Genomic DNA, 19,887 nt, shown 5'->3' with positions numbered 1-19,887 from the left:
GTAGTTTGAAAGCTCATTTGCTTTGCTAGCGATTTAACTTAATTAAAAGTTATAATCTATTGTTTGCTTCATTTAAGAAGCTTGTTTCATTAACGTTGCTTGTTCAGTTTTCAAGGTTCATCATGTTATCTTTGCGACAACTCTTATATCATATAACATCCCTTATTGGATGTCAACAGTTTTTTAAAAAAACTGGAGCGGGTGATCGGAATCGAACCGACAACATCAGCTTGGAAGGCTGAGGTTTTACCACTAAACTACACCCGCATTTTATTATTTTATATTTTGGCGCGCCCGACAGGAGTCGAACCCATAACCTTCTGATCCGTAGTCAGACGCTCTATCCAATTGAGCTACGGGCGCAAGTTATAAAGTTACTTGGTGCGGCCGAGAGGATTTGAACCTCCACGGGGTTGCCCCCACTAGGCCCTCAACCTAGCGCGTCTGCCATTCCGCCACGACCGCTTCATTCGACTTTAATTATTATACATCACTGAAATAATTTGTCAATATGAAAACTGGTGAGCCATGAAGGACTCGAACCTTCGACCCTCTGATTAAAAGTCAGATGCTCTACCAACTGAGCTAATGGCTCCAAATGGCTGGGGAACCTGGATTCGAACCAGGGCATGACGGAATCAAAATCCGTTGCCTTACCGCTTGGCTATACCCCAATAAATGGCGGTCCCGACCGGGATCGAACCGGCGATCTCCTGCGTGACAGGCAGGCATGTTAACCGCTACACCACGGGACCATAAGTAAACTATAATATGAAAATAAAAGTGGTGACCCGTACGGGATTCGAACCCGTGTTACCGCCGTGAAAGGGCGGTGTCTTAACCACTTGACCAACGGGCCTACAATGGCTCCGAAGGCAGGACTCGAACCTGCGACCTGCCGGTTAACAGCCGGATGCTCTACCAACTGAGCTACTTCGGAATGATTACTTCATCGCGACATCATCTTGTCGACTTTTACTATTATAGATAGTGAAATAATGTTCGTCAACACTTTTTAAAAACTTTTTTTAAAAAATAAACCACTTCCTATATATAAGCAGAAAAAAATATCCTTCAGAAAAGCATATAACTGATCCTTTCCTTTATTCATTACTATTTAAACCCTTTTTCAAATTAAATTTCACTTCGCAAAAATTTAATTTTTCCTTGGCAAATACTACAAGAATACCTTTTTACATCCATCTTCTTTTTCCTTTTATAAATCTGCCCACAATTTACACAACTATACATATGTACTGCCTTTTTCTTTAATGGCTTATTTGGCTCCTCTATTGTGGAACAAAATCTTGGTGCTCCGACTTTTTTCAATAAATTTCGGAAATCGGCATCTCGATGCTTATAGCCCATACCTAAAATATGTAAATGATAGTGGCAAAGTTCATGTAAAATAATCCCCTTGAGTTCTTTTATCCCAAAATGATCATAAAGCCTTTTATTCAATTCTATATGATGACTACCTAACAAATACCGTCCACCCGTTGTTTTTAAACGGCTATTAAAATAAGCTTTATGAACAAAAGGTCGGTTAAAATATTCATTAGATAACTGTTCTACAAGCTCCTGAAGTTGTTCATCCGTCATACGCTACCTCCCCAAACATAATAAAAAGCACATATTAATTTATGCGCTTTTTATTATAATGGATATTTATTTTCTTTACACGTTTAGTTGATTTTCAGGTGAAAGCATCGTTAATGAAATACGTCCTTTACTTGCTTCTACCTTTTCTACCCATACTGTTACAATATCACCTAATGATACAACATCTAACGGATGCTTTACACGGCTCTTTTGCAGTTTAGATATGTGAACTAGCCCGTCTTGTTTAACACCAATATCAACAAACGCTCCAAAATCAACAACATTCCGAACAGTACCTTGCAATTCCATTCCTACTTGTAAATCATCCATCTGCAATACATCCGTTTTTAATAAAGGCTGCGGAAATGCATCTCGGGGATCACGGGTTGGCTTTATTAAAGTATCAATAATATCCTTCAAGGTTACTTCCCCGACATTTAATGTCTCACTTAATGTCAGTAAACTTAATTTACTTATAGCCTCTTCTGCTTTTGCCGTACCTACATCTTTTTTTGTTACTCCTGCAGCCTCTAATATTGCTTCAGCGAGTTTATAACTTTCAGGGTGAATGCCTGTTGCATCCAATGGATTTTTTGCTTCCGAAATTCGTAAAAAGCCAATTGCTTGCTCATAGGTTTTGGCACCTAAACGAGGTATCTTTTTGAGCTGAGTTCGTGAAGAAAACGGACCATTTTCACTTCGCATTACTACAATATTTTCAGCCACTGTTTTGGATAGCCCTGATACGTATTGCAATAGTGATGCAGATGCCGTATTTACATCAACACCCACTTGGTTTACTGCGGTTTCAACGATAAACGTCAATGATTCAGCCAGCTGTTTCTGAGATACATCATGCTGGTACTGACCTACACCGACAGCTTTCGGGTCAATTTTCACCAACTCGGATAGTGGATCTTGTAAACGGCGTGCGATTGATACGGCACTACGTTGCTCTACTTGTAGGTTCGGAAATTCCGCACGTGCTACTTCCGATGCCGAGTACACCGATGCCCCTGCTTCATTTACAATAACGTAGGCAATATTCCCATCTGTTTCTTTCAGTAATTCCGCAATAAATTGTTCTGTTTCACGGGAGGCTGTACCGTTTCCTATAGCAATAATACTAATTGGGTACTTTTTCAGTAACGATTTAACAGTCTCTTTTGCTTTTGATGGATCCGATGTTGTATGTGGATAGATAACCCCAACTTCAATCATTTTTCCTGTCTCATCAACTACCGCCAGTTTACAACCAGTACGGTAAGCTGGGTCTACACCTAACACAACTTTCCCGCGCATTGGAGGCTGTAGTAATAGATTTCTCAAATTCTCAGAAAAGATGTGAATTGCCTGTGCCTCAGCCTTTGCCGTAAGTTCAGCACGCAATTCGTTCTCAATGGATGGTTTAATTAAACGTTTATAGCTATCAGCAACCGCTAATTTAACCTCATTAACAGAAGGTCCTATAAAATTTCTAGGAATAAAGTGATTTTCCATTTGTGTAGTCGCTTTTTCTCCAGGCACTTCAATTGAAACTCTTAGTACTTCCTCTTTCTCACCACGATTCACCGCCAAAGTACGGTGCGGGGCCATTCGATGGATAGGCTCCTCATATTCATAGTACATTTCATATACTTGCTTTTCATCCTTGTCCGCATTTTTCAGCACGGTCATGAGCTTTCCCCCTCGCCAAGAAAGGGTACGTAGTTTTTCTCGAACTGCAGCATCGTCCGCAAAGCGCTCAGCTAAAATGTCGCGCGCACCTGCCAATGCGTCTTCAACCGTTGTTACACCTTGTTCTTCGTTTAAAAACGGGTTCGCCAACTGTTCTAAAGATTGCTTACTAAATTTTAATATTTGTTCTGCCAACGGTTCTAAACCACGTTCTTTAGCAATTGTCGCTTTTGTACGTCTCTTTTGCTTATATGGACGGTATAAATCCTCCAGTCGCTGTAAAACCGTTGCTGCATGAATTGATGTTTGCAACTCCTCGGTTAACTTTCCTTGTTCATCAATCAAGCGTAATACTTCTTCTTTGCGTGTCTCGAGTTGTTGTATGTAATGGTAGCGGTCTTCTACTGCCTTAATTTGAACTTCATCCAAGGAACCTGTAACTTCTTTTCGGTAGCGTGCTATAAAGGGTACTGTATTGCCCTCTTCCAATAATCGGATAACTGCTTGCGCTTGTTTCGATTCTACATTCGCATCTTTGGCGATTATCTGTAACATTATTTGTTGTTCCATTATGCCACTCCTTTAAATTTTAAGCTTTCTATAGTGTATCACTTATGGATAATTATTTTCCCAAATAGCGACAGCTTTCCACAAAAAAAAAGAGCCTACTTATCTAGTAGACTCCAATTTCTTTATAATGATACGCCACCACTTGCTGCAATGGCATCCTGTAATTTTTTTACGGCTTTTCGCTGAATTCGTGATACATGCATTTGTGAAATACCGAGTCTTTCTCCAGCTTCCTTTTGACTTAATTGTTCTAAATAGGTTAACTGGATAATTTGACGTTCACGTTCATTTAATACATTCATCGCATCCGCTACAAGCATTCGGCGGTTTGTCACTTCATAGCCGACATCTTCTCTTCCGACAACATCAAATAATGTTACTGTACTTCCGTCAGAATCTGATTCAATCGAGTGATCCATCGATAACGCTTGATAGCTTCGTCCCATCTCCATCGCTTCTAAAACTTCTTCATCCTGAACCTCTAAATAATCAGCAATTTCAGTAATAGAAGGAGAACGTTGTAACGAAGTAGTTAATGCTTCCACTGCTGCTTTAATTCTTGGTCCTAATTCTTTTATACGTCTAGGAACATGCACGTCCCATGTTTTATCACGTAAAAAGCGCTTTATTTCTCCAACAATCGTTGGGACTGCAAACGCCTCAAAACTCCGGCCAAAAGAAGGGTCAAATCGTCGGATTGCACCTAACAAGCCAAGCATTCCGACTTGTACAATATCATCATAATAAGATTTACCATGAGAGTATTTGCGAGCAATCGACTCTACTAGTTGTTGGTAATGAAGCACAAGATTCGTTTGTGCTTCTTCACTGCCATTGTCTTGATATTCGGCAATCCAATTTAGTACTTCTTCTTTTGATGAATTTTTAGGTAGTGATTCTTTCGACATTCCCTTTCACCTGCTCTCTCGAGACATACTTCGTCATGAAAACAGTGACGCCACCTTCGTTAGTTAATTTCACTTCGTCCATTAAAGTTTCCATTAAGAAAATTCCTAATCCCCCTTCACGTAAAAGGGCTACGTTTTCATCTTCATGATATGGACCAATTTTCGACTTAACTTCTTCAAAATTAAAACTTACACCATAATCTGCTACCATTATTTCGATTTTGTCTTCGAATAATGCACACCCAATAACAACTTCACCATCTTCATTGGCTTTATATGCATGGTGGACTACATTTGTTACTGCTTCACTTGTGGCTATTTTTAAATCTTCAATTTCATCATAAGTAAATCCAACTCGCATCGCTAATCCTGAAATTGTCAAACGGATTACACTTACATATTGCGACTTGGCAGGTACTCGAATTTCAATATAGTCAAATGCCTTCATTATTTCAACTCCAATTCCTCGTCGGTCTCAATACTCATCAGTTCACTTAATCCTGTAATTTCAAACAATCTAACTAAACGATTTGATAAGCCCACTAATTTAAGTGATGCATTTTCCCTTGTCACCTTTTTATAAAACGCAACAAAAATTCCCAAACCTGTACTATCCATATAATTTACTTTTGATAAGTCCAACTCAATTACACGACCTTCAACAATTTGAACCGTTTCCAATTCTTCGCGCAAAACCGGAGCTGTATAAGTATCAATTTCTCCCTCGATATAGCCTCGCAAAATATTACCATCTTCTCTAAATTGAACATTTACATTCATTATTAGACACCTCCATCTATAAACCTAATTATAATACCCCTAATCACGGGTGATTAAACATAAATTTATTTATTTTTTAAAGATGACGACCGTAAAATCGTCTTCCAAATCAAAATCCGGTAATTTTTTTAAGTATGCATACATTTTTTCGCACATTTCCTGAGCCGGTAAATGACGACAACTCAATGCTATGTTTTTAATTACATCCCGCGGATCCAGTTCCCCCTGCTTACGGAAATCTGTCGCGCCATCTGTAATCATCACGATAAAATCGTTATCCTGTAGCTGAATCTCGTATTGTGGATATTTAACTTCGGGCATGACACCTAAAAGTAATCCTTTTGATTCCAAATCGAAAAAAGTTTCTTTACCGGAATTATAATATAAAGCGGGCTCATGACCAGCTGAACCATATGTAAATTTACCATTTTCGACATTGTATGTCCCATAAAACATCGAGACGAACATACTATCATCCACACTTTTTTCAATAATACGATTTAACACTTCCAAAATATGCGAAGGCGCATTGGTAGAACACTCAAGTGTATCAAGTCCATACTTGACCATAGACATACAAAGCGCTGCTGGAACACCTTTCCCTACAACATCTGTTACCGCTACACTTACATGTGATTTATCACCCAAAAAATGGACATAATCGCCATTCATTTTTCGAATCGGTATTGATACCATCCCAATATCAATATCTTTAAGTTGGGGAATTTTCGTTCTCAATATCATATTTTGTATTTTGGTAGCGACATTCATCTCCATACGTAGCTCTTCTTGCTGTTCCAATAAACTTTGATGCTCTTTTAAGGTTAAACCAAAATGAACCATAATCTCAATTAAAAAATCATAGCTATGTGAAATATATTCGGGTAAGTCAGGATAGAGTTGCTCCATTGCATACTTGTGGATATTTATCACTTCTTCTGGAGCTACTTTTTTCTGTATTAACTGGCGAATAAAGTTTTGGCCAATATATAAATTCCTTTCCGTTTGATTCGATAAAAAATCTGATACTATTTTCTGATATTGCATTTGTAGCTCTTTCAAATTTTATCACATCCTACTAAACCCATTTTTCAATAATTATAATGGTTCCTTTTTCAATAGAAGATTGAATATCCATAGTATCCATTAATCTTTTAACGCCTGGTAAACCTGCACCAAGCCCTCCGGAAGTGGAATAACCATCTTCCATTACTTTTTTTATATTATTTATCCCTGGTCCTTTATCTGCCGCTGTAATACGAATACCAACTCTCCCGCCCTCGCTTATACGTTCTATCGCTACTTCCCCTGCTCGAGCATACAAATAAATATTTCTAGCAAGTTCACTAATTGCAGTCGTAATTCGAGCTTGATCTACCGCGCCAAAGCCAATTTCTTTCGCTTCGTTACGTCCAAGTTGGCGTGCAGCTACAATATCCCATTCTGTTATAATCTCTACGGTAGATTTCGTATTCATCATAGTGCCTCCAATTTCCTACGTTTTAATTCTACGGAGTTAATACACAGTATCAATTTTCGGAATTATTAATCTTTTTTATTATAGCATACGGTATCTTTATAGTTTAAATTTGATTCCAAAAATTATTTTTAAATTAGAAGTTTATCTATGTAAACATAAACACTAGATGTTTTCTATTTTAAACTATTTGTTATATTTTTACATGATTACAGATTACTATTTATAAAAAATATTATACTGTATATAATAAAAAGCATCGAAACGAAAAGTTTCGATGCTTTTTTTATGTATTAAAATTTTACGAGTCCTAAACTAATATTAAGTGCAATATCAACTTCTTGCATTAGTTTTGTGTCAAGCTGAGTTATCCGATCTGTTAATCGCGATTTATCAATTGTACGCAATTGCTCAAGCAAAATTACCGAATCGCGTTCAAAACCATACTTCTTCGCATCGATTTCAACATGTGTTGGTAATTTTGCCTTTTGAATTTGCGCAGTTATTGCAGCTATTATGACAGTTGGACTGAAACGATTTCCAATATCATTTTGTATAATAAGCACGGGTCTAGTCCCGCCTTGTTCTGAACCTACCACTGGTGATAGGTCAGCAAAAAAAACGTCTCCACGTTTTACAATCAACTTGTCATCCCCCGCTAACGAGACGCTCCACCATATGTTCCGCTTCATACTCTGCATGCAAGCACTCACTGCAAATTGTCAGATTAATTTGCGACATTTCCACATAGCCCTTTATTAAAGCTTCCCGTATTTGATTTGGTTGCATATGCTTTGTATTTTTTTGAGTCGCCAAATACGCCATCATATAACCACTCTCAGTATTGCGTCCAAACGTTCTTTCAAATTGAGTAACTAGCTCATTAGGTATGTCAATTACCACTTCTTCTACTTCTACTAATTCCTTCGCGTACAAAACAAGCACCTCCACCGAACATCCCATTTCCCATTAATTCTATCATTGATTACCTACAATGAAAAGACAGGAAAATAAAAAAACTGACAATTCTCGCTATAAAGGGAATAAATGTGAACATATTTATTTTGTTTTTTTGGAATTTTTACAGTAAAATTACATCGAATTTTTATTTGTATACCCTAGGAACTCTAGCCGTAATTACGCATGGTACTTCGTAATTAATCGTTTGGAGTTTAGCTGCCCAATCATCCATTGTGATTTGTTTTTGCTGTTGGCGACCAATCAATACAACTTCTTCTCCTACATTATATGCTGTTGGCAGTAAAATCATACTTTGATCCATACAAATTCTACCGACAATTTTCGCCTTTTTTCCTCCAATAAGCACTTCTTGACCTTCCAACTTCCTGAGCATACCATCCGCATAACCAATCGGAATCGTACCAATGTAGCAATCTTCCTCTACCGTATATGTCGCTCCATAGCCGACTGATTGACCCGCATGCATTTTTTTTATATGTATGAGTTCTGTATGTAGTGAAAATGCAGGTTTAATTGGAAACGGTAATTTAGAACCAACAAAAGGCGAAGGCGATAATCCATACATTGAAATACCAAACCGAACTGCATCATACTGTAAAGACGGATCTTTTACTAAAGCGGTAGCAGTATTGGCCACATGGACTAGTCTCGGTCTTTTCGGCAATACACTCAAAAAGTCCTTAAATAGGGTTACTTGATTGTCAAAGTACAATGAATCTTCTTCATCTGCAGTTGCAAAATGAGTAAAAATGCCATCCAGAATAAAATCATTTGGTATAACAATAGCTTCGTACAATTCCATTAATTCTTCTTTGGTCGAGACGCCAATACGACCCATACCCGAATCAACTTTAATGTGAAGCTTTAAGGGATTGGCCAAAGGTGTATATTGTTGCGCACTTTCTAGCCAACTTGCCGAAAATACTGTAAGGATAATATTTTCCTGTGAAGCAAAAGGAATAAAATTAGGTGGTGTAGCTCCTAACACTAAAATATCAATATCTTTAAAGTTTTCCCGCATATGTACAGCTTCATCAGGTGTTGCGACAGCCAGCATCGTTGCTCCTGCTTGGATTGCTGTTCTTGCCACTTCTACATCTCCATGCCCATATGCATTCGCTTTAACTACTGCAATAATTTGAATGGCATTTCCAATATATTGGCGTAATGAAATGAGATTATGTTCGATAGCTTGTAAATCAATAATTGCTTTTGTAGGTCGGTAATTTATTGGATTTTCCATTTTGACTATACCCTCTTTTTAATAAGTATAAACACCTTTAAATATTAAGAAAATTATTGCACATATTTCCCTTCGAATAAAGCGCAAATTAATATAAAAAAGACAACATCTTGCACAAACTTGTGCAAGATGTTGTCTTTCTGAGTCAGCACGAAGCCATATTCGCAATAACGGTAAATTATTTCATACTACTTTGCTGCACACTTGCTGCGACTTCCAATAATTCCTCTTTAGATAATTTTGTAGATGCGATAAAGAATGTCATGCCATCTTTATCCCATTGAATAGAGTGATCTGTAATTGCGCCAATTGTATAGCCTAAATCAGCTGGATCGCCAGGTGAGAATACAGGCAACACCATGTTGTCATATTGAATTGGCTGTTGCATTAATGTAAATGGTTTTTCACCTTCAAATGTTAAAATAACACGGGAATTCCCATCTTCTTTAACCTCATACTCCTCTGTTAACTTAGTATGTGCCCAGTCAATTGTTGGATAGTATACACTGAAATCTGTATTTACAACATCAGCTGATGCTGCTTTTTTCTCTTCTTTTTCAGAGAACTTTTCTACTTCATAATCCTTTGCGGTATGTTGCACACCTAACTTAATTTCTCCAAATGTAATAACAACCTGCTCTTGTAATGACTCATCTAACACACTAACCTTTGTCGGAAGCATTGTTTTCTTATCGACCATAATTTGCTGGATAGGTAAAGCAGTCTGATCTACATTCCGTGTTGCCAGTTCAAATGTATAGCTTGCATCATCTTCTGTCATAACAGCTTTAGAATCAGCCATTAAATCATCTGCCAGCGTTCCAATAATATAGGCTTGACTATTTTGTTTCGGCCATTCACTTTGGAATTTATGCGTTTTCCTAAGAGCTGGCGTTACAACAAATACCCCTTCTTCATTACGCACAATTAATTGCTGTTCCGTTTCTCCTTGCGGGTTAACTGCTACTCGATAAAAATCCGGTTTTGTATGCCAAACTTTTACATCATATATTCTCGGCTCTGCGCCTGTCCGAACTTCCATCGATGCACTTAATTCATACCCCTTCGTCTCATTCCATTTCTTGTTGACATCCTCAATCACTTCATCCTTTGTAGCTTTTCCACACGCCGCCAAAAAGAGACAACAAACGACAACTACTAGCAGTCGGAGTTTCAAAGATTCACCCTTTCGATTATCTTTTTCGATAAATTACTATATGAGCCAAGGTGTGCATGTATGTATTATTGCATTAAGATTACTTGGGCAGCTGCTGTTGTTTGTGTATGCGTGATGGAAATAAAGCCATTTACCAGTTCACCATCGAAATATAAGACAGGTTTCCCTTGTCCATCTTTTAAAATTTCTATCTGATGAAGTTCACAGCCTTTACCAATTCCAGTACCATTAGCTTTCGAATATGCCTCTTTTGCAGCGAAACGTCCGGCCAAAAATTCCACTTTCCGAGCTGGTGATAATTCATCGAAAATCGTTAATTCCCTTTTTGTTAAAATACGTTGTGCAAATTTTGCAGAACGCGCCAACATTTTTTCAATTCGATCCAATTCTACTAAATCTAAACCAATCCCTTTAATCAATTAGTAGCTCTTCCTTTCTTTTAAACATTAGTCCAATGTATAATGAATTAAAATTTGTTTTTTTTTATATCGACTTAATCGAGGTGGAGAATGTTTATTCGCAGAGAAAATTTCAAACAATACATTACGTTATATCCAGTTGTCTCGTCAATCATTGCGATTAATTTAATCGTTTACATATTGACTTTGGTTCCTGGATTGGGAAATCAATTACTCTATGCAGGCATGAGTGTGAATGGTCTGATTGCCGCTGGTGAATGGTGGCGTATTATTACTTCAATGTTTTTACATGCCGGCTTCATGCACGTTCTTTTCAATATGTTCTCTCTGTTTTTATTTGGTCCAGAGCTAGAAAAGATTGCTGGTAAGATACGATTTTTAACAATTTATTTTTTAGCCGGTATTTTTGGCGTCGCTGCTACGTTTGTAACACAGGATGCCTATTATGCCAGTGTAGGCGCAAGTGGTGCTATTTATGGAATATTCGGTGCATTTGGGGCACTCATTTACTACACTAGACATTTATTCCCTCAATTAAAACAAGTCATGTTGCCATTAATCGTCATTAGTCTTATTATGACCTTCTTAACGCCTAATATTAATATCGCTGCTCATTTAGGTGGTCTAATTACCGGCTTTATTTTGGGGTTTGTTTATTTCAATCCCAAAAACATGGTTCGTTGGCGCAACAACTCTATAAAACGCGTAAAATAAAAATAGGATGTGTGAAAAAGGAATTACTTTTGCACACATCCTATTCTTTTTAATATTCATACCAAGTTAATATCTTTTCAACTTCTTCTTGATCTATATTTCGTACAGTTGCCGAAGCTCCTGTCATCCCGGACATAACAACTATTTTCGCGGAGCCAATTTTACGACGTTTTTGGAAATAGGTTTGACTCCCCTGTGTTACCTGCACACGTTTTTTTAATGCGAAAAATGTTACACGGCTAAAGATGCGAGAGACAATCGTAATTTGCTGACCTTCCAGTGTATAGCCAGTTGTTTTAAATTGCCATATTCCCAATAAAATTATTGGTAACACCAATAGTAAGGACAGTAATCCATATGGATAGAAAAAATAAGAAATCGCAGCGATCAATGGTACGAGCCAAATAAAATCTATCCGATAGAAGAAGGGTAACGCTTTTTTAGGGGGCTGAATTACTTTCGCAAGCTGAAAATCATATTCAGGAAACAATTCTGCCAATGGCTTTAACGCTTCTTTTTTTGCAATTAACGGAAATAATATAATTTTTTTATCCGCTTCCCCACTGAATCCTCCACCAGCACTTTCCACAGCAATTGACGCTAAGCCTAGCATTTGCTGGAATGGATTTTCCACAAGTTTAATTGCCTGTACACGATTTATTGGAATCGTTACGCGTTTTTTTTCAATTAACCCACGAGTAATAATTAAACGGTTCTGCTGTTTACTCACTGTGAAGCTATAATAATTTAAAAATGTAATCCCAACTGATATTACCCACGCTACCATGAGGGCAAGAGCAATCAATATCATTGCCGCGATAAAGCTGTATTCCATTAAAAATGCCACTTCATCATAAATCGCATCAAATGGAATAAATTCCGCAAATTGCGATAAGACAGCAAATACCCCAGCCAATACAACACCGATCCCACTAGAAGTAGATGCCAACAATAACAGTTCAGGTACCTTCATTTTATGCAAAATAGTTGAAGGAGACTCTTCCTCTTCGACTACTTCCATTAGTTCACTTTCAATTGGTGTCTTTTGCTTTGCTTTTTTCATTTGAATTTCTACATCGTCCGCTGCCGCTCTCGTAACAGCAGTCAACTCAGCTTCAGGCTTACCACTTTTGCTCCCTGCCGTTTCCACTTGCACCTGCACGAGCTTAAAGAGACGATGAAAAATTCCTTCTTTGTAATTTAAATTTTGAATGCGATCGAATGGAATATAACGCTTCTTCTTTACAAATAATCCGTATTCAACCCGAAGTTCACTATCTTCATACCAGTATACAAAGGTCCACCACTTAATTAACCCATTCACCATCGTACCAAAGACGACAATCACTAAAATAAAAAGTGGAATCATTTCACTGAAAAACGTTTCACTGCGAAAATCCAAATTAAAGTTAAAACCGTTTGCAACTATAATAATAACAATCGGAATCAATAGGTCTTTTAATGCTTTTACTACGTTAATAACAGCTGTAACGGGGTGAAGTTTATATTTTTCATTAGACATCATCTTCCGCCACCCTTGCAAGTTCAGAAATTTTTGTCCGTAGTAAGTCGGCTTCCTCCACTTTTAACATTGGTATTGTATGTACAGTTGCCGCTGAAGAAATTGAAATATTGGCTAACGTATATTTTTTTAAGATTGGACCTTGTTCAGTATCTACATGCTGAACACGCACCATTGGTATTAATGTTCGTTTTACAACAAATAACCCACTTTGAATCTCAATTTCCTGCTCTCGCACTTCATAGCGCCAGATTCTCCAACGTATACTCGGAAAGACAGCGACGGAAAAAATGATGGATAAAACTACAAGTGCAATAGCGATCCACATAATCCACTGCGGCCAATCAAATGTCACAACTAGAAATATAACTCCCGCGACGAGAAGAGCAATGAATATAGTTTGAATTAGACCATATAATCGCCAAACAGTTTGTGCTTTTTTCGGTAATTGGTATCTCGGTTGTTCTCTCACAAGCTTTACACCTCTTTCTTTCTATTATGCTATACGGTTCAACCTCTTAATTGTTTCATTGTTCCCATATAAATGGTGTTAAAAATTTCCCATTACCTTATATAGTATAGATAAATGGCACTTTTGTTAAATAATTTATGAAAAGTTTATATATATCCTACGTTTTATGTAAAAAAACACACCAACGATAATTCGTTGATGTGTTTGGATGTTATTAGTCTTCGCGACGTGGACGTGGACGACGATCACGAGATCCTTCGCGACGAGCGCCACCTTCACGGCGACCTCCTTCACGACTTCCACCGCTAGCAGTACGACTTCCGCCACCGCCACCTTCACGACGGCGATCTCCTCCGCGACGGTCTCCACCACCACTGCGGTTACCGCCACCACGGTTACGGTCATTACCACCACGGCCACGGCCACCGCCGCCACCTGAACGTTCACGACGCATTGGTAATGGACGTTCTTCGGATAATGATACCGGTGTAGCATCCGGCTCTTTTGTAATTGATTTTAATGCAGCTGCCACTAAATCTAATGCTTCGTTATTTTCTAATAACTTCGCAGCTAATTCACGGTAGTTACCTAAATCATTATTTGCCAACTCTACTAATGTTTTCATCGCATCTTCTTGTAAACCAACTAAAGCTTCTGCTGAGCTTGGTGGGTTTAAAGGTGTCATACGTTTTTTAGTAGTTTCTTCAACAATACGTAAGTAACCCATTTCACGTGGAGTTACAAAAGTAATTGCAGTACCCGATTTACCAGCACGGCCTGTACGACCGATTCGGTGAACGTAAGATTCTGGATCTTGTGGAATATCAAAGTTGTAAACATGTGTTACACCTGAAATATCTAAACCACGAGCAGCTACGTCGGTTGCGATTAAAATATCGATTTTACCTTCTTTAAACTGACGTAATACAGAAATACGTTTCGCTTGAGATAAATCACCGTGGATACCTTCTGCTATGAAACCACGTAAACCTAAAGCTTGGCTTAACTCATCAACACGGCGTTTTGTACGACCGAAAATGATTGCTAATTCTGGTTTTTGAGAGTCCAATAAACGAGATAACGCATCGAATTTTTCACGCTCTGTTGCTTTTACGAAAAATTGTTCAATGTTTTCCATTGTTAATTCTTTCGCTTTAATTTTTACGATTTCAGGATTTTTCATAAATGTCTCTGCAATTTTACGGATTGCTGGAGGCATTGTCGCTGAGAATAGTAATGTTTGGCGAGTCGATGGTACGTTTTCTAAAATCGCATTAATATCATCGATGAAGCCCATGTTTAACATTTCGTCTGCTTCGTCTAAAACTAAAGTTTGAACTTCGTCTAAGCGTAATGTACGACGGTTAATATGGTCTTGAATACGACCTGGTGTACCTACAATAATTTGAGGATTATTTTTTAGTGCACGGATTTGACGGCCGATTTCTTGACCACCGTAAACTGATAATAATTTTATACGTTTGTCATATCCTAATTTATAAAGTTCTTCTGATACTTGGATTGCTAATTCACGAGTTGGAGCAATTACCAAAGCTTGAACATTTGGATTTTTTGGATCGATTTTCTCGATTAATGGAATACCAAATGCAGCTGTTTTACCAGTACCTGTCTGCGCTTGACCTAATACGTCACGGCCAGCCATTGCAAACGTTATTGTTCCTTCTTGGATTGGTGTTGCTTCTTCAAATCCCATACGCTTAATTGAGCGTAATGTCGATTCACTAATGTTTAATTCTGAAAAATTTGTCAAACTCTTCAATCTCCTTTGTCCTATATAAGTTGACAAATGGTTACATTTTCAGATGAAATGGCGGCAAATTTCGAGCCATTGTATGTGGAACGTTTCCGTTACTTAAAAATTCTCTCTGCTTCACGTGCAGAGTCTCTTATATGAAAAGGAAAGCCCGGTCATTGCCGAGCGGTTCAATTCTACCGTTGATATTTGTTCTTGCTTGTTTAAAAAAAATAGAATAAAACCGTTTATCAAAAAAAAGTACTCTTCATCAAAAAGTCTGAAGAGTCTTCGCACAAAATGTATCCATTGCTCTTATTAGTCTAACATGGGTTGTAACGGTATGCAATGATAATGCTTGTATCGAATAGTCTGACATTTATTCATCTTATAAATTTGAACACTGCATCAAACCATTCTTCACAATCATCACTATAGCAAATATGATGCTTTCCACAATCTGAAATATACATTTGCTTCTGCTGTGAATGAATTTTATTGTATAAAATCTGTGCCGTCGTATTCGGTACGATGCCGTCAAGCCTTCCCTGAACAATAAAGGTTGGGCATTGAATATTTTTAATATAAGGTTCCGTCTTTTTAACGACTTTCATAAATTCAACCGTCGCCGATAGTGGGACATTTTTAAACTTATCTTTATAGCGTGCAAACAATTCATTTTCTTCCAACTTTTTATAAACCATATCTTGAGCAATTGCTCGAATATCTTTCACTAACTGGGTTGGATCTAAATACTTTACCGCAGCACTTAATAACACTAATTTTTTTACTGGATAACGGATTGATAAATACATGGCAATAACTCCGCCCATTGAAAAACCAACAACAATCACATCATCTACTTGCTTTTGTAGCTGGCGATAAGCAATTTCCGCTTCCATCATCCAATGCTCCGCCTTATAACCTCTCATCGTTAAATGTTCTGCATCCCCGTGACCTGAAAATGTAGGAACACTTATAACCCAATCTGTACGTTGTTCTATATAATGCACAAAAGGTTCTACTTCATACGGTCCACCTGAAAATCCATGTAAAAAAAGTACGCCTGTAATCATCAATTCACCCACTTTTATTGATGTTCTTATAAATATAATAAGTGACTCTCGCTGAAGAAAAAAGTTTCTGCACTAAAAAAAACGAGTTAGCTCTATGCCAACTCGTTTGATTGAATAATTTTTTCTAATTGCATACCTCGTGAGCCTTTTACTAAAATAATGGAATCACTCGTCGCGTTTAATTTTATTTTATTTATAATTGGATTATAGTCTTGTTCAGAATATACTAAGTGATTCGCATCAAATTTAGCCTTCAGCTTTTCATATAGCCATTTCATGCGTGGGCCATATAGGCAGACATAGCTAATTTTATGATGGTCGATATGTGCGAATATTTCTTCATGCATCGACTGCTCATCATTCCCTAACTCCAGCATATCTCCAAGGACAAGCCACTTTTCTTTCCGAATCGTCGTTTGCTCAATAAAATGAATTGCTGCGTGCATCGATGTTGGCGCAGCATTGTATGCGTCATTAATAAATAACAGCTCTCCTACTGAAATAAGCTGCATACGCATATCTGTCAATACTACTTGCTTTAATGCCTCGCGAATTTGCTCATCCGTTAACCCTAAAGCTTTACTTACGAGCATCGTATTTAATGTATTCTTTACTTGATGTTCACCTAAGACAGATATAAAGAAGTCTCCATTAATGACGCCTTCAACATGAAAGCTGCTGCCTTGTGCTGTCGCTACAATATTCGACGCCACTAAGTCTTGTTTTCCGGTAAAACCGAACGACTGAGTTTTTAAATTCGGAGTTTTGGCAACAAGACTTTGCAATAATGGCTCATCTCCATCAAAGAAAAGTAAACCTTCCTCATTTAAACCTTTTACTATTTCAAATTTCGCATTTGCAATACCTTCACGCGACCCTAAATCTTGCATATGGGCTTCGCCGATATTTGTAATAATTACATAATGCGGGCGTGCTAGTTTAGTTAAAAATTCAATCTCACCGAAGCCACTCATCCCCATTTCCAAAACGGAAATCTCTGTATCTTCATCTAGCTGTAATATTGTAATCGGTAAACCTAATTGGTTATTAAAATTACCAATTGTCTTTTGCACTTTAAAATACGGAGAAAGGGTACCCGCTAAAATGTCTTTGGAGGATGTTTTCCCGTTTGAGCCGGTAATCCCGATAAACGTCGCTTTATGCTCATTGCGATAACATTCCGCCATTTTCTGCAGTGCCTGTTCCGGATCATCTACAAATATCAACGGCAGATGCTCCGGTGGATTAGGTTCGTCTTTCATCCACAATGACGCTGCGGCTCCTTTTTCAAAGGCCTGATCCACAAAGCGATGCCCATTTACTGCCTCACCGCGAAAAGGAATAAATAAATCGCCTTCAGTGATTGTGCGTGTATCAATGGAAATACCTGTGACAACCGTTTCAGGAAATGATTGATTTTCTATAGTTAGCCATGTTGCGAGCTGCTGTAATTTTTTTTTCACTTTTTATCCCACTCAATCTCTATTGTATTGAAGCTGTTGTTTTTCAGTATGGCGCTCTAATGCTAAGTTAATAAGTTCTTTAACTAGTTGAGGATATGGTACATCTGTATGCTGCCATAACAAAGGATACATACTTACCGGTGTAAAGCCTGGCATCGTATTCACTTCGTTAATGAAAATGTCATTGTTATCCGTTACGAAGAAATCCGCTCTGACTAAACCTGCTCCATCAATCGCTTTAAACGCTCTTTTCGCCATATCCACTAAGTCTGTATAGACATTTGCTTGTAACTCGGCCGGAATAATCAACGCTGTAGAGCCGTCTTTATATTTTGAATCATAATCATAAAACTCTGTCATAGGCTTAATCTCACCCGCTACAGAAACGTTCGGAGTATCATTCCCTAAAACGGCAAGCTCAATTTCGCGTGCCTTAATACCTTGTTCAATGACAATTTTTCGATCATATTGCAATGCGAACTGAACCGCTTTTTCCAACTCTTCTGCATTGGTAGCTTTACTAATTCCAACGCTAGATCCAAGGTTAGCCGGTTTTACAAACATAGGATAGCCGAGAGTTTTTTCGCATTTTTTTATCCATGCTGCCTTTTCTCGTTCCCATTCACTACGAATAAAAAATTCATATGGTACTTGGGGTAAATTTGCCATTTCAAATAACTGTTTCATTACCACTTTATCCATACCTGCTGCAGAACCAAGTACACTATTTCCTACATACGGAATATTCAAAACTTCCAAAAGGCCCTGCACAGTCCCATCTTCGCCATTCGTTCCGTGCAATAATGGGAAAACTACATCGAATGGATTTTCCATATGGGTATTTATAAATTGCGTTATATTATTTTCAGACTGCTCTGAAGTCGTTGTAAATTGTAATTGTTCAATTGTTTGAGCGGGTTCAGTTAATTGAGGTCCAACACGCCATTCACCCTTTAATGTAATAAAAATCGGAAAGACGTCAAACTCATTAAAATCTACCGCTTGCGTTACTGCCTTTGCAGTAGAAAGTGATACTTCATGCTCGGCAGACTTACCACCATATAATAAACCGATTCTTTTTTTCATTCTTTTGTCCTCCATTTTTACTAACGTTATTTTATCACGAATCCGTCGTACGCTGAAGTCGGATAAAAAACACTCACTGCCTGGTTCGCTGTGAGTGTTAACTAATTTGTATTAATTCATCATAGCCTTGTTTTAATATTTCATCTAAATCATCCCAAACTTCATCCGGATAATCATAGTCACTTAACACTCGAACTTCAATTGCATAATGGGCATTTGGCTTATCTAATTTATATAACGAAAGTAATGCACCCTCTTTTGCAAATGATCTATATAATCTTAATGTGGAAGGATCAATTGTAGGGGAATTATTTTTGCTCTTTCTTCTCCAAAAACTTCCTCCTCCTTCTTTTTCTCTTATCATTTGATTAAATAAATTCGATATGAGTATTTCAGAGTCGCCAATGAAACGGTAATATACTTTTGTCATTTTGTCTGCCACAGATGAATAATAAGCGTAACGATTTTGAAGCTTACTAAAAAAGGGTGATGCTAATGGTTCACGCTTATGACTTAAATAGAGAAGCTCCGCCTGTTCCAGCGGCGTCAATGCATTGACATTTTTCTCTGCCGCGAAATCTACCCAGCATATATCCTGCTTTAAGTCGCTTTCTCTTTTCAAAAAATCCCGCATATCTTCATTAGTAACAAAATCAAATTGTGTATGCATGTTAAAAGAGCCATTGTCATAGGCGTGCCTTAATAGCAAAACATTCTTTACTGGTTCTACTGAAGTCATAAATCCCCTCAGTGTAAGCCCACTATAAATAACAAAATTTTCTACATCGTTCATATGGACATATAAATGATGCATAAAATCTTCAGCAGACTTCATTTTTTTTGCCACAGCTTGCACGCCCCTTTAACATGAATAATATGATTATTATATGACTTCTTATTCAAATATGAAACATTTTCTCATATGTTTCGTCGAACTTTTAAATTGGAGTTACTAAAGTAATTTTTC

20 protein-coding genes and 8 tRNA genes are annotated in these 19,887 nt (G+C 37.7%); 1 reads left to right on the top strand and 27 read right to left on the bottom strand.

The features are described 5' to 3' along the window. Positions 1–193: 193 nt before the first annotated feature. From SNE38_RS11765 to acpS, 20 genes are all read right to left on the bottom strand, one after another. A tRNA-Gly gene (locus tag SNE38_RS11765) sits at positions 194–267 on the bottom strand. A 19-nt stretch (positions 268–286) separates the two neighbouring features. Further along, positions 287–363: transfer RNA gene (locus SNE38_RS11760), tRNA-Arg, on the bottom strand. Between the two features lie 16 nt (positions 364–379). Then, positions 380–465, bottom strand: a tRNA-Leu gene (locus SNE38_RS11755). A gap of 54 nt (positions 466–519) precedes the next feature. Further along, a tRNA-Lys gene (locus SNE38_RS11750) sits at positions 520–595 on the bottom strand. Between the two features lie 4 nt (positions 596–599). After that, positions 600–674 (bottom strand) — tRNA-Gln (locus tag SNE38_RS11745). Between the two features lie 5 nt (positions 675–679). After that, positions 680–755: transfer RNA gene (locus SNE38_RS11740), tRNA-Asp, on the bottom strand. Positions 756–784: 29 nt separating this feature from the next. Beyond that, positions 785–859, bottom strand: a tRNA-Glu gene (locus tag SNE38_RS11735). A gap of 5 nt (positions 860–864) precedes the next feature. Then, positions 865–940: transfer RNA gene (locus tag SNE38_RS11730), tRNA-Asn, on the bottom strand. 194 nt (positions 941–1,134) lie between these two features. Then, on the bottom strand, positions 1,135–1,602 hold the full coding sequence (locus SNE38_RS11725) for a SprT family protein (protein WP_191704325.1): 468 nt from the start codon (positions 1,600–1,602) through the stop codon (positions 1,135–1,137). Between the two features lie 75 nt (positions 1,603–1,677). After that, positions 1,678–3,849, bottom strand: a complete 2,172-nt coding sequence (locus SNE38_RS11720) for a Tex family protein (protein ID WP_336046542.1) — start codon at positions 3,847–3,849, stop codon at positions 1,678–1,680. 122 nt (positions 3,850–3,971) lie between these two features. After that, on the bottom strand, positions 3,972–4,757 hold the full coding sequence (sigB, locus tag SNE38_RS11715; protein WP_191704323.1) for an RNA polymerase sigma factor SigB: 786 nt from the start codon (positions 4,755–4,757) through the stop codon (positions 3,972–3,974). Beyond that, positions 4,735–5,205: an anti-sigma B factor RsbW gene (rsbW, locus tag SNE38_RS11710; protein ID WP_191704322.1), complete on the bottom strand. Its 471-nt coding sequence runs from the start codon at positions 5,203–5,205 to the stop codon at positions 4,735–4,737. The genes sigB and rsbW overlap by 23 nt, the downstream gene beginning before the upstream one ends. Further along, on the bottom strand, positions 5,205–5,537 hold the full coding sequence (locus tag SNE38_RS11705; RefSeq protein ID WP_191704321.1) for an STAS domain-containing protein: 333 nt from the start codon (positions 5,535–5,537) through the stop codon (positions 5,205–5,207). Before SNE38_RS11705 ends, rsbW begins: the two co-directional genes overlap by 1 nt. A 69-nt stretch (positions 5,538–5,606) precedes the next feature. Next, positions 5,607–6,599 carry a PP2C family protein-serine/threonine phosphatase gene (locus SNE38_RS11700; RefSeq protein WP_191704320.1) on the bottom strand — a complete coding sequence of 331 codons (993 nt, stop codon included), beginning with the start codon at positions 6,597–6,599 and terminating at the stop codon, positions 5,607–5,609. A gap of 16 nt (positions 6,600–6,615) precedes the next feature. Then, positions 6,616–7,014 carry an anti-sigma regulatory factor gene (locus SNE38_RS11695; protein ID WP_191704319.1) on the bottom strand — a complete coding sequence of 133 codons (399 nt, stop codon included), beginning with the start codon at positions 7,012–7,014 and terminating at the stop codon, positions 6,616–6,618. 293 nt (positions 7,015–7,307) lie between these two features. Beyond that, positions 7,308–7,658, bottom strand: a complete 351-nt coding sequence (locus SNE38_RS11690) for a type II toxin-antitoxin system PemK/MazF family toxin (RefSeq protein WP_191701344.1) — start codon at positions 7,656–7,658, stop codon at positions 7,308–7,310. A 4-nt stretch (positions 7,659–7,662) separates the two neighbouring features. Continuing rightward, positions 7,663–7,950, bottom strand: coding sequence for a transcriptional regulator (locus SNE38_RS11685; protein WP_191704318.1), 288 nt, complete (start codon positions 7,948–7,950; stop codon positions 7,663–7,665). Between the two features lie 169 nt (positions 7,951–8,119). Further along, on the bottom strand, positions 8,120–9,238 hold the full coding sequence (gene alr, locus SNE38_RS11680) for an alanine racemase (RefSeq protein ID WP_336046541.1): 1,119 nt from the start codon (positions 9,236–9,238) through the stop codon (positions 8,120–8,122). A gap of 178 nt (positions 9,239–9,416) precedes the next feature. Further along, positions 9,417–10,415: a LolA family protein gene (locus SNE38_RS11675; protein ID WP_191704316.1), complete on the bottom strand. Its 999-nt coding sequence runs from the start codon at positions 10,413–10,415 to the stop codon at positions 9,417–9,419. 65 nt (positions 10,416–10,480) lie between these two features. Continuing rightward, the gene (gene acpS / locus SNE38_RS11670) at positions 10,481–10,834 is read right to left on the bottom strand and encodes a holo-ACP synthase (RefSeq protein WP_191704315.1); all 354 of its coding nucleotides are present in this window, start codon (positions 10,832–10,834) and stop codon (positions 10,481–10,483) included. A gap of 90 nt (positions 10,835–10,924) precedes the next feature. On the opposite strand from acpS, the gene SNE38_RS11665 reads away from it, so the two are divergent. Beyond that, positions 10,925–11,548: a rhomboid family intramembrane serine protease gene (locus SNE38_RS11665; RefSeq protein ID WP_191704314.1), complete on the top strand. Its 624-nt coding sequence runs from the start codon at positions 10,925–10,927 to the stop codon at positions 11,546–11,548. Between the two features lie 49 nt (positions 11,549–11,597). Here SNE38_RS11665 and SNE38_RS11660 read toward each other — a convergent pair whose 3' ends face one another. The 7 genes from SNE38_RS11660 to SNE38_RS11630 all read right to left on the bottom strand — a co-directional run bounded on the left by SNE38_RS11660 (position 11,598) and on the right by SNE38_RS11630 (position 19,767). Then, on the bottom strand, positions 11,598–13,070 hold the full coding sequence (locus SNE38_RS11660) for a PH domain-containing protein (RefSeq protein WP_336046540.1): 1,473 nt from the start codon (positions 13,068–13,070) through the stop codon (positions 11,598–11,600). Beyond that, complete coding sequence (locus SNE38_RS11655) at positions 13,063–13,542, bottom strand: PH domain-containing protein (protein ID WP_191704313.1); 480 nt, start codon at positions 13,540–13,542, stop codon at positions 13,063–13,065. The genes SNE38_RS11660 and SNE38_RS11655 overlap by 8 nt, the downstream gene beginning before the upstream one ends. Before the next feature lie 214 nt (positions 13,543–13,756). Continuing rightward, the gene (locus SNE38_RS11650; RefSeq protein WP_191704312.1) at positions 13,757–15,313 is read right to left on the bottom strand and encodes a DEAD/DEAH box helicase; all 1,557 of its coding nucleotides are present in this window, start codon (positions 15,311–15,313) and stop codon (positions 13,757–13,759) included. A 365-nt stretch (positions 15,314–15,678) separates the two neighbouring features. After that, the gene (locus tag SNE38_RS11645) at positions 15,679–16,371 is read right to left on the bottom strand and encodes an alpha/beta hydrolase (RefSeq protein WP_191704311.1); all 693 of its coding nucleotides are present in this window, start codon (positions 16,369–16,371) and stop codon (positions 15,679–15,681) included. A 92-nt stretch (positions 16,372–16,463) separates the two neighbouring features. Next, on the bottom strand, positions 16,464–17,834 hold the full coding sequence (locus SNE38_RS11640) for a UDP-N-acetylmuramoyl-tripeptide--D-alanyl-D-alanine ligase (RefSeq protein WP_191704310.1): 1,371 nt from the start codon (positions 17,832–17,834) through the stop codon (positions 16,464–16,466). Positions 17,835–17,846: 12 nt separating this feature from the next. Next, positions 17,847–18,920, bottom strand: a complete 1,074-nt coding sequence (locus tag SNE38_RS11635) for a D-alanine--D-alanine ligase (RefSeq protein ID WP_191704309.1) — start codon at positions 18,918–18,920, stop codon at positions 17,847–17,849. Between the two features lie 97 nt (positions 18,921–19,017). Continuing rightward, entirely contained in the window at positions 19,018–19,767 is a 750-nt protein-coding gene (locus SNE38_RS11630) for a hypothetical protein (protein WP_191704308.1), read from the bottom strand. Between the last annotated feature and the right edge of the window lie 120 nt (positions 19,768–19,887).

This window comes from Solibacillus ferritrahens (genome assembly GCF_037027585.1).
Lineage (GTDB): Bacteria > Bacillota > Bacilli > Bacillales_A > Planococcaceae > Solibacillus > Solibacillus ferritrahens.
This window is presented reverse-complemented; position numbering and strand designations above follow the sequence as displayed.